The organism is Polyangium mundeleinium (assembly GCF_028369105.1).
Classification (GTDB): Bacteria; Myxococcota_A; Polyangia; order Polyangiales; family Polyangiaceae; genus Polyangium; species Polyangium mundeleinium.
In genome coordinates this window covers 9,823,746-9,834,956 of record NZ_JAQNDO010000001.1, presented here as the reverse complement: position 1 = coordinate 9,834,956, position 11,211 = coordinate 9,823,746, and the positions used below count along the sequence as shown (strand labels likewise).

Genomic DNA, 11,211 nt, shown 5'->3' with positions numbered 1-11,211 from the left:
GTGCCATCATGGAGATCCTTCGATCAGGTCCTCCGCGGGCGGCGTGGCCCGCGCTCGTGGCTCTTGGTCTATGTTTGTCGCCCGGCGACGCGCGCGCCGTCGTGGAGCAGACCGATGGGCTCGTGGTCCCCGTGCAGGTCGCGAACTGCCCCGGCAGCGGTAACGCGGAGGGCTGCATCCAGGTGGGCCTCAACATCGGCGAGGGGCTCGCGGCCACGGCGGCGAACAACCCGCTGAACGCGATCTTCAACGCTGTCACGAGCCCTGAGCTCTTCTCCATCCCCAGGACGAATGGCAACTTCGGCAACGTCACCGTGCAGGACTTCATCGAGGGCGCCGGGTACGAGAACACGTTTGGCTGGTACAATGCCTCCGATCCGACGAAGCTCTACCCGATCACGCCCTGCGCCGACGAACCCGGGTCGAGCCGCACGGTCAACTTCCAGACGGAGTTCACGGCAGGCCGGTACCTCGGCGGGTTCATCGGCTTCTTCCTGATCACGCCGGAGAACGGGCCGACCGGGAGCAACTGCGGCGACCTCGGCAACGTTGGGCACGTCTATTACACCGAGCAGGCCCGCAACGGCGACGGTAACTACGTCCACTATCTGCTCTATCAGTCCAAGGCGAACCCGCTCGCGTATTACTTTGGGTTCGAAGATCTGTACCGCGGCGGCGACAACGACTTCGAGGACATGTTCCTCAAGGTGACGGGCCTGCTCGCGCCGTGCACGCCCTCCGCCGAGATCTGCGACAACAAGGACAACAACTGCGACGGCATCGTCGACAACGCGCCCGTCGACGCGGGCGGCGCATGCGGCGCCACCGACGTCGGGGAATGCGCGTTCGGCACCGTCACCTGCCAGAACGGGGCGCTCGTGTGCGTCGGGGCCGTCGGGCCCTCGTCCGAGCAATGCAACAAGCTCGACGACGATTGCGACGGCGTCGTCGACGACGGCGCCGCGGGCGCGGGCGTCGCGTGTGGCACCGACGTCGGCGAGTGCACCTATGGCACCTCCCAGTGCATCGGCGGCGTGATCGTTTGCCTCGGTGGCAAGGGGCCCTCGCTCGAGGTCTGCAACACGCTCGACGACGATTGCAACGGCGTCGCCGACGACGAAACGAAGGACTCGGGCGGGCCTTGTGGCTCGAACATCGGCGCCTGCCTCCCGGGCACGCTTGCCTGCGTGAATGGCTCGATCGAGTGCGTCGGGGGTACGGCGGGGACGCCGGAGGCGTGCAACGGGATCGACGACGATTGCAACGGCGCGATCGACGACGGCAACCCCGGCGGCGGCGCGAGCTGCGGCACGGACGTGGGGAGCTGCGAGGCGGGCACGGAGTTCTGCGTCGGCGGCTCGATCGTGTGCGTCGGCGCCGTGGGTCCGGGCTCCGAGATCTGCGACGGCATCGACAACGATTGTGACGGCGTGGCCGACAACCTTGCCGCGTGCCCCGGCGATTCGAAGTGCGTCGAGGGCACCTGCGCCGAGCAATGCAAGTTCGGCGAGTTCCCGTGCCCCGGCGGCCAGATCTGCAAGGAAGGCTATTGCGTGCCGGCGACGTGCGACAACGTCACGTGCCAGCCTGGGTACTCCTGCACGCAGGGCGTGTGCGTCCCCGACAACCCCATGGGATCGGGCGGCGCGGGCGGTGCAGGCGGCGACGGCGGCGCGGGCGGGAATGGAGGCGCGGCTGGAAACGGCGGCGCCGGCGCGACCGGGACCGGTACGGGCGCGTCGGGACAAACCAACGCGTGGGGGCTCGCGACGGGCGGCGGCGGCGCGCTTTGCGCGGCGTCTCCCTCGCGTTTCGGCGGGCGCGCGGGCGGCGCGGCCATGACCCTTCTTCTTGCGGCGAGCGCGTTCGTGGCGCGGCGGCGCGGCACTCGGAGGAGCGCGTGAAAAGGTCTGTCGTCTTCAGCGCATCCATCCTCGGCCTCTCGCTCTCGTCGCTCGTGTTCACGAGCGGCTGCACGACCGATGCCTTTTGCTGGGATTGCAACGCCACGCCCTCGGGCAGCGGCTCGGGCGCCGCCGGCGGCGCGGGCGGCATGGGCGGCGACGGCGGTGAGGGAGGGCTCATCATCGTCGGCTCGGGCGGCTCGGGCGGCTGCAATGCCGACGTCCTCACCGACCCGCAGAACTGCGGCGCTTGTGGCGTCGTCTGCAACCTGCCGAACGCGTTCTCCACGTGCGAGGCCGGCTTTTGCGTGGTCGACACGTGCGCGTCGGGCTTCGTCGACCTCGACAACCAGGTCGCAAACGGCTGCGAATACAAGTGCACGGTCTCGAACAACGGCGACGAGATCTGCGACACGATCGACAACGATTGCAACGGCGCGATCGACGAGCTCACCGATCTGCAAGGGGATCCCTTCAACTGCGGCGCTTGCAATGCGGTCTGCGCGTACGCGAACGCCTCGCCCTCGTGCGTGGCGGGTGCTTGTCAGCTCGCCGAGTGCCTCGTCGGGTACCACGACGTCAATGGCGCGCTCGGCGACGGCTGCGAGTACGCGTGCACCGAGACGAACGGCGGCGTCGAGCTCTGCGATTACGCGGACAACGACTGCGACGCGACCGTCGACGAGGGGTTCGACGTCCAGACGGACCCGGCGAACTGCGGCACCTGCGGGACGAACTGCAGCGCGCTCTACCCGAACTCCGTCGGCACCTGCACGGCGGGCGTCTGCGCGTTCGGCCCGTGTTTGCCCGGACATTACAATCTCGACGGCATCGAGGCGAACGGCTGCGAGTATGCCTGCACGCCCTCGGGCGCGGAGACGTGCGACGGCGCCGACAACGATTGCAACGGGCTCGTCGACGACGGCACGCTCCCGGGCGTCGGGGCTTCCTGCGGCACCTCCGACGTGGGCGAATGCTCGCTCGGGACCCAGGCTTGCCAGGGCGGCATGCTCGCGTGCGTCGGAGCGATCGGCCCCGGCACCGAGCTCTGCGACGGCCTCGACAACGATTGCTCGGGCGGCGCGGACGAGGCTTGCCCCGTGGCGAAGGCGACCGACACGCGCCTCGATCTCGGCGCGAACTCGGCCGTCGGGCAAGCGCCGAGCACGCAGCTCTCGGTCGCGTCGCGCGGCGACGTCGTGATTGCGGCCTACCTCGATCGGCGCGCGGGCAATGCCGACATCCGCGCGAATGTCTCGACGAACGGCGGCTCCACGTGGCTCACGACCGACGCCGGGGTCGCGAGCGGCACACTCACGCAGGTCGAGCCCTGGGCGTTCCTCTCGCCGACGCGCGCTTACGTGGCGCTCGCGCAGTTCCCGGTCGCCGCGCACCGCGACGTGTACATTGCCTCGGCCCCTGCGCCTTACAATACGTACACGGTCCCCGTGCGCGTCGACAAGGACGCGGGCACGGCCGACGCCTTCCTCGTGCGCGGCGTCGTGGCCAAGGCGGGCATGCAGGATACGCTCGTCGTGGTCTGGCAGAGCTTGAGCGGCACCGGCGCGAACGTCACGACGGACGTCTTCCTCCAGCGATCGACGAACAACGGGACGACGTGGCTCGCGGCGGACCTCCGCGTCAATGCCGTCCAGGGCAAGGCCGAGCTCCCCGCGATCGCCACCAACGATAATGGAAAGGTGTTCATCGCGTGGCGCGACGCGCGCAATGGCAAGTCCGAGGTCTACGGCGCGGTGTACGACGCCGAGGCGGGCACGCTCGGCGCGAACGTCGCGCTTTCGGGCGGCAATCCGGCCGAGCAGATCACGGTCGCCGCCGATTCGGGCGGGCCGAACGTGTACGTCGCCTGGACCGATCTGCGTGGCGCGAAAAAGGTCATCCGCCAGAACCGCAGCAACAACGCCGGCATGACGTTCCAGGCCGACGGGGCCATCGTGAACGTCGATTCCACGTTCGCCGACGCCTCCGCGCCGGCGATTGTATCGGCCGGCGGCCGCGTCGTCGTCGCGTGGGAGGACACGCGGAGCGGCTTGCCCGACATTCGCCTGAACCATTCGATGAACGGCGGCGTCACGTGGCAGCCGACCTCGGCGCGCGCGGATCTCGGCACCGTCCCGGGCACGAGCGCCTCGACCCGCCCGCGCGTCGCGTTTGGCGGCGCGAGCCTTGTGTTCGTCACCTGGGAGGACGCGCGGAGCGGTCAACGCGACATCTTCGCGAACCACTCCTTCGACAACGGCGCGACCTTCCAGCCGCTCGACCTGCGCATGGATGTCGGCATGGCGGGCGCCCCCTCGGCCGCAGGCGCGGCCGATTCGCGCAGTCCGTTCGTCGTGACGAACGCTGCCGGCGCCCGGGCGATCACCGTTTGGACCGACAACCGCACCGCGGCGGGCACGAACGGCGCGAACGCTGACATCTACACGAGCTTCTTCGAATAAGCTCTCCTGCGAGGAACCTGCGTCCGCGTCGCTCTTCAGGATGTCCATCGCGAGGTCCGGACCCGCACGATCGACGGGATGACGTCGCGCACGATCGGCACCTTCGAGAACACCGGCAGCAGCAGGCCAGGCGCGCCGCGGAAATAACCGAACGACACCTGCTCCACCGACGTGATGCGCGGGCTCCAGCTCTCGATCAGCCGCTTCACCTCGCTCCGGTTCACGCCCCAGGGCATCGGCGGCGCTATGTAATGCTTCGTCTTGCGCAGCCCCACGAGCGTCTTTTTCGAGAACCACCGAGGAATGACGTCGAACATCAGCTCGACCCCGGGAAACCGCTCCACGATCGCCCGAAACAGCCGCCGCACGTCCTTCTCGTGGAAGTACATGAGGAGACCCTGCGCGGTCACGAAAACCCCGCGCGAACCGTCGACTTCATCCATCCATGAGAAGTCGAGCGCGCTCTTCGACACGTATTTGCAACGATCGTTCGCCTTCAGGAACCGCTCGCGCACCGCGATGGCCTCCGGCACGTCCACGCAGATCCAGCGCACCTTGCCGTCGTCACAGCGCTGGAATTCCGTCTCGAGCCCCGCGGCGAGCTCCACCACGGTTCCCCCGGGATGCTTTGCCATCCACGGCCGGACCGCGTCGTCGAAGATACGCGACCGCATCGCGTGCGAGCCGTCGGGCTTGCCGAAGCTTCGTTTGAAGTCGTAACGAACGCTCTCGTAGATCCGAATGGCGTCCGGATCACGCAAGATCGCGTCGGGCCGCTTGGCCTCGCTGGCGCGATTGTGGAGCGTCCACAGCATCGTCTCCGGAATGCCGGTCAGGTTCACGGGTGCGAGCTCGGTCATGGTGTCGTCCCCCTCGGACCCCGTGGTCCGGAAGCCTACGACCTAGCTCTACCTCGTGTAGATGAAAATGACAATGAAAATCGTTTTCAATTACGGTCAGAATCTTGCTGGGGTGAGCAGTCGCCCGGGGTTCCCTAGATCCAGAGCTGCACCTGGAAGGTCAGCTTGTGGTTCGTGCCGGCCGCGTAGCCGTCGGCCGTCTTCGCGTCGGTGCGGAGCCACATGTAACGCAAGCCCATCTTGAGGTGGTTGCCCACGACGTAGCCGTTGAGCAGCCCCTCGACGCTCCGCTCGGTGTCCGGCTTCGACGTATCCGGATCCATCACGCCCGCGCGCGCGGCGATCTCGAAGCGCTTCGGCACCACGAAATACCCCGCCTGCGCATACCCCCCGAACCCCTGGATTCGTTTGCCCTCGTCCGGCTGCACCTGCCGCGCGTACGCCTCGGCGAGGAACGTGAACCGATCCCAGGCGATGAATACGTCGGCGCCCGCGGTGAGGCGCGTCTCGGCCGGCAGGGTCACGGTCGTCTGCGCGCCCGTCGCGGGGTCCGTCTGCTGCTTCGTGGGGTGCGCGCGATCGGCGATGCCATTGACGCCGATGGAGATCCCGAAAGGAACGGCGCCGCGCAAGGAAGGCGTCTCGTCGTAGGTCATGGCGCGGACCGGGCTCACGGCGAGGCGGCCGATGCCCATCACGGACGTGTCGTCGTTGCCGCCTTTGTCGATGCCGTTTCCATTGAATGCGCCCGCGTAATACTCCAGGCGCCCTTTGCCGGTCGAGCCGAAGAGCATCATGCCGGTATCGCGTCCCGCCCTGAATTTCTCGTTCACGCGCGAGAAGTCGGGGAACTGGAGGATCGGCACGGGCGTGAAGAACGCGCGGCTGAACGGCGTCAGAAATTGGCCCACCTTGATGCCGAGCTCCGGTATCGGCTGCCACGCGATTTCGAGGTCGAGCAGCTTCGGCGTGGCCGTGGCGAGCTCGGGTTGCACGAAAAAGCGGACCTGATCGTGGAACGCGCGGGCCCGGATGTACGGGCGGACGACGGCGACGTTGAAGCCGTCGCTCGCGAGACCGTCGCTGTTCGAGATGGCGTCGAATCGCATCTGGCTGAGCACGCCCGCGTCGAGGACGAATTTGTCCTGCTCGGTGCGGAATCCAAGCCCGTCCGCGAGCGATGCGTGGAAGACGAAGGTGTCGCTCTTCGCAGGCGCGTCGGCGCGGGCGGCGGGGAGCGCAAAGGAAGAGGCCATGGCGAGCGACGCGAGGCCGCTCGCGAGCGCGCGAATGCGATGAGACACGATACCTCCAGCGGTCCGCAGCGCGGACGTACCAGGACGAACGATCGCGCCGCCAAACCCGGGTCGGCGCGGGATCACGAGCCGAAGGCGCCGCGCGGCAGGGCGCGGCGTCCGGGGCTCGGAAGGCTATCTTTCCATCGATGGAGCGCGGGGATGGTCCCCGGCGCCGAAAACGTTCAATCGCGGCTGGCCGTCAGCACGAACTGCTCGCGGAGGGCGGCTTTTTTCGATTCGTGACGGACGTGAATCTCGTACCGGCCCGGGTGCGCGACGGCCACGCGCAAGGGCACGCCCTTGCCATTGTGGTGCGTGAACTTGTGCACGCAGAGCGTCTCGGCACACTGCCGTTCGAGCTTCACATCACTCTCCGACGGAAGCTCCACGCGCACGTGCGTGGGCACCTCGAGGTGCACGAGGGCCGGCAAATCATCGTGGTGGTGCGTCTGCAGGTGAATCTCGGTCCAGGCGTGCCCCGCCTCCGGCAAGGCGACCGCGCGCTCCTCGACCCGTACGACCTCGGAGCCCTGCGAGCGCACCTGACCCCAGATGCCATACGCGAGCGCCGCCGCGAGGGCCATCGCGGGAGCGATCCGCACGAACGCCGATCCCCCGCTCTGGCGGGATTTGGCAGGGACATCCTTGCTCGTGCGACGCTCGGAGGCCGAGCGCTCGGGCAAGCTGGAGAACGCACGGTCGACGAGCGATTGCGGCGGTTTCACCTGGCGGAGCGCGCGGATCTCCTCCTCCAAACTTTCGGGGAGCGGGGGCAGGTCTTTCGAATTCATGTCGACTCCTCCTCCTCCCTCGCCGGCGCTTCGGGCTTCGCCGCCACGAGCTTTTCATAGGCCGCCCGCAGACGCGCGCGCCCGCGGGCATGTCGGCTCTTCACGGTCCCCTTGGGGACGCCGAGGATCTCGGCCACCCGATCGTATCCGAGCTCCTCGATGTCGCAGAGGACCACCACCGTGCGGAACTCCTCTGGCAACGTCTGCAAGCACGCGAGGAGCTGGCCCGCGTGCTCGTTCTGGATCACCTGCGCCTCGGGGCTCTTTCGCTCGTCCTCGGCCCCAAATCCGAACGCCGAAGCACAAGCGTCGACGAATTGCTCGAAGAGCCCGCGCCGCCGCGCCTCGGTGCGCCGCGCCTCCAGGTGCTCGTGCCGGGCAATGCCGCAAATCCAGACCACGAGGTCGCTCCGGCCCTCGAACGAGGCTGCGTTCGCGTAGGCCTTGATGAGCGTGTTCTGGAAGAGGTCGTCGGCGCGGTCGCGATCCCCCGAGAGGGCGAGGCAAAATCGATAGAGCCGTGGCAGGACCGGGCGAACCGCCGCCTCGAACTGCGCGCGGCCTTCCCCGAGAGACGTGGAGTGCGGAGAGGCCATGGAGAAACCGTCGAGCGTAGGCGACGACGGGGCCACTCTAGCGTAGCCGAGACGCGGGGCCACCCCTGGGAAGCGGAAGATCGATCCTCCCGCGGAGAACGCCGTTGATTCGGTGGTGGCGCGCATGTCCGGAGTAGGACGGAACGACCTCGGCCCGGGTTCCCGGGCGAGCACGGCGGGACCCGAGATCACGGGTGCCCAGCGACGACGGAGGGGACCGGGCGCGCGAGGGCCTCGGCGCTCGGGCCCACGAGCGCGAGCAAGGGCCGCGGATAAAGGCCGACCACGAGGACGAGAATGGCCAGACAGCCCACGACGCCCCATTCGAGCGGACGGAGGTCTTTCATCGCGGCGACGCGCGGGCGCGTCACGGGGCCGAGGAAGACCTGCTCGAAGACGCGGAGGACGTACGCCGCGCCGAGGATCGTGCCGAGGAGCGCGAACCCGAGCCGCGGGAGGCTCGTCTCGTACGCCGAGAGCAAGACGAGGTGCTCGCCGGGGAAGCCGCTCGTGCCAGGGACGCCGATGCCGGCGAGGCTCAAGAGCAAGAACATCACGGCCGCGCGCGGCGCTTTTTGGGCGACGCCGCCGAGCGCCGAGACCTCGGACGAACCCACGCGGCTCTGGAGGAAGCCGGTCAGGAAAAACAAGCCCGTGGCGGACAAACCCAGGTTCAGCATCGCGAGCACCGCGCCCGTGAGGCCTTCCGCCTTGCCCGACGAGATGCCGAGCAGGACGATGCCCACGTGGCTCAGGCACGCGAACGAGAGCATGCGCCGGAGGTTTGGCTGGACGAGCGCGACGAGGGCGCCGTACACGATGCCCGTGACGCCGACGGCGCCGAGCAGCCACGCATAACGCGCGGTGGCCTCGGGCAGGAGCGGCACGAGGAAGCGGAGGACGCCGTAGCTGCCGAGCTTGAGGCCGGTCAAGAGCACGCCGATTCCCACGGGGCATTCGCGCAGCATCGTGGGCATCCAGGTGTGGAGCGGGACGAAGGGGCCCTTCACGGCGAAGCCCGTCAGCATCGTGAAGAAGACGATCGGCCCGATCGCGGCGGGGACCGGCCGCGTGCGGAGGACGAGCCAGTCGAACGTGTACGGATCGGCCGGGTTTTGGCGCCCCGCGACCGCGAGCAAGACGATGCCGAGCAGGAGCGGCCCGGAGGCGGCGAGCATCGTGAGCACGAACTTCGTCGCCGCATACCGGCGCTCCGGGCCCACGCCCCAGAGGCTCACGAGGAAATAGATCGGGACGAGCGACGCCTCCCAGAACACGAAAAAGAGGACGAGGTCGAGGGACGAATAGATGCCCACGACGATCGCGGAGAGCGCGAGGAGAGACGCGCAAAAGCCGCGGGCGCGGGTCTTCACGTCGTGCCACGAGGCGACGAGCACGAGCACCGTGAGCATCGCGGCGACGGGCAAAAAGAGCACGCTCATGCCGTCGACGCCGACGTGATAACTCGCGCCGAGCGTGGGCATCCACGAGCGCCGCTCGGCGAATTGCACGTCGGGCGTCCCAGGCGTGAACCGCGCGAGCACGAAGAGCGAGAGGAAGAGCTCGATCAGGGCGCCGGTGAGGGCCGTCCACCGCGCGCGTTTCTCGTCGCCGATCGAAAGGACGAGGATCGCCCAGGCGAGGGGGAGGAAGATCAGCGTGGAGAGGACAGGAAAACCGATCTGATCTGCGGCGAAGAACTCGCGAATTTGCACGACGAACGCCTCCCGAGCGCCCTTACGGGGCGCCCTCCCCGTGCATCACGAGGGACGAATGCGGTTTGGCGTGCTCGAGCCGCGTGGACATGGCGCGGACCGAGCCGTCCACGACCTCGAGCAGGGGGTGAGAAAAGAGCCCGAGGCCCACGATGATCGCGCCGACCGCGCCGGCAATGACGAGCTCGCGCGGGCCGAGGTCCCGGACGCTCTTGCCGCGCGTCGATTTCGCCTCGGTCGCGGGCGAGCTCGGTGCGGACGCGGCGGAGGCGAGGAAGGCGCGCTGGAAATAACGCAGCAGATAGGCGGCCCCGAGCAAGCTGCCGAGGCCGACCGCGATGGCCATGATGCCGTGCCGCGCGCCGAGCGCGCCCACGACGACGAGGTGCTCAGCCTCGAAGCCGCTCGTCCCCGGCATTCCAATCGTCGAGAGGCCGACGAGCAGGAACGTGAACGAGAGCAGAGGCGCGTGATGCGAGAGCCGCGCGGCGCGCTCGATCTCGGTCGAGCCGAGGCGTCGGTGCAAGAAGCCCGCGACGAAATAAAGCCCGGCCGCGCTGAGGCCGACGTTCAGCGTGACGAGCAAGGCGCCCGAGAGCCCCTCCACGTTGAGCGCCGAGAGCCCCACGAGCACGGCGCCCGTGTGCGCGAGGCAAGCGAACGCGACGAGGCGGCGCAGGTTTGTCTGGACGAGCGCGAGGAGGGCGCCGTACAGCATGCCGACGACGCCGAGGATGGCCAGAATGGAACCGTGGCGGTGCGCGGCGACGGGCAGGAGCGGGACCACGAAGCGCAAAAGGCCATACACGCCGAGCTTCGCGCCGACGAGGAAGACGCTCACGCCCACGACCGGGCCTTCGGCCATGACGGGCGGCAGCCAGCCGTGGAAGGGGAAGAGCGGGATGCGGACGGCGAAGCCGAGGACGAAGAGCCAGAACGCGAGGGATTGCGCCCTCGCCGGCGCGGGCATGTCGACCAGCGCGTCGAGGGAGAATCGACCGCCGGTGGCGCGGCCGAGGACAAGCGCGCCCGCGAGGACGAGCAGGACGCCCATCGCATTGAGCGCCGCATACCGGCGCGCCGCCGCGTGCCTTCCGGGCCCCGTGCCCCAGCTCCGCACGAGCAGCGTGCCCGGCACGAGCTCGAGCGCAGCGAACGCCCAGAAGAGCAGGAGGTCGAGCGCGACGAACGCGCCCATGAGCGTCGCCTGGAGGCAAAAGATGGCGGCGAGGTAATGTCCAGGCCGCTCCTTGGAGGCGACCTGCGCGTGGAGGATGACGAGCAGCGCGAGCAGCGCGGTCAGCGGCAAAAAGAGGACGCTGATGCCGTCGACGCCGACGTGATAGGCGAAGGTGCCGAAGAGCGGGACACGCTCGACGAGCTGGAGCGCGGAGGTGTGCCGCTCGAACCGGGCGACGACGAGCACGGCGAGGACGAGCTCGAGCGCGGCGCTGCCGAGGCCAAGGGAATAGACGTGGCGCGCGTTTTTCAGGGAACGGACGAACGCCGCGGCGAGCAGCGGCACGAGGATGAGCGCGCTCAGGACCGGGAAGGGCAAGGCCGAGGCGTAGGGGATTTCGTTCAT

Annotated in this window: 8 protein-coding genes; 2 read left to right on the top strand and 6 right to left on the bottom strand. The window is 68.5% G+C overall.

The window, feature by feature from the left end:
* Window positions 1–8 precede the first annotated feature (8 nt).
* A complete protein-coding gene (locus tag POL67_RS38720; protein ID WP_271925738.1) occupies window positions 9–1,904 on the top strand; it encodes a DUF4114 domain-containing protein in 1,896 nt (631 codons plus the stop codon).
* On the top strand, window positions 1,901–4,366 hold the full coding sequence (locus POL67_RS38715) for a MopE-related protein (RefSeq protein WP_271925737.1): 2,466 nt from the start codon (window positions 1,901–1,903) through the stop codon (window positions 4,364–4,366). Before POL67_RS38720 ends, POL67_RS38715 begins: the two co-directional genes overlap by 4 nt.
* 35 nt (window positions 4,367–4,401) lie before the next feature.
* Here the strand turns inward: POL67_RS38715 and POL67_RS38710 are convergent, their stop codons facing one another.
* The 6 genes from POL67_RS38710 to POL67_RS38685 form a co-directional block, all read right to left on the bottom strand.
* The gene (locus POL67_RS38710; protein ID WP_271925736.1) at window positions 4,402–5,226 is read right to left on the bottom strand and encodes a class I SAM-dependent methyltransferase; all 825 of its coding nucleotides are present in this window, start codon (window positions 5,224–5,226) and stop codon (window positions 4,402–4,404) included.
* Window positions 5,227–5,360: 134 nt separating this feature from the next.
* Complete coding sequence (locus POL67_RS38705; RefSeq protein WP_271925734.1) at window positions 5,361–6,530, bottom strand: porin; 1,170 nt, start codon at window positions 6,528–6,530, stop codon at window positions 5,361–5,363.
* A gap of 176 nt (window positions 6,531–6,706) precedes the next feature.
* On the bottom strand, window positions 6,707–7,315 hold the full coding sequence (locus POL67_RS38700; RefSeq protein WP_271925733.1) for a hypothetical protein: 609 nt from the start codon (window positions 7,313–7,315) through the stop codon (window positions 6,707–6,709).
* Complete coding sequence (locus POL67_RS38695; RefSeq protein ID WP_271925731.1) at window positions 7,312–7,911, bottom strand: RNA polymerase sigma factor; 600 nt, start codon at window positions 7,909–7,911, stop codon at window positions 7,312–7,314. The genes POL67_RS38700 and POL67_RS38695 overlap by 4 nt, the downstream gene beginning before the upstream one ends.
* Before the next feature lie 188 nt (window positions 7,912–8,099).
* Window positions 8,100–9,626, bottom strand: coding sequence for a complex I subunit 4 family protein (locus POL67_RS38690; RefSeq protein ID WP_271925730.1), 1,527 nt, complete (start codon window positions 9,624–9,626; stop codon window positions 8,100–8,102).
* A gap of 22 nt (window positions 9,627–9,648) precedes the next feature.
* Entirely contained in the window at window positions 9,649–11,211 is a 1,563-nt protein-coding gene (locus tag POL67_RS38685) for a complex I subunit 4 family protein (RefSeq protein ID WP_271925729.1), read from the bottom strand.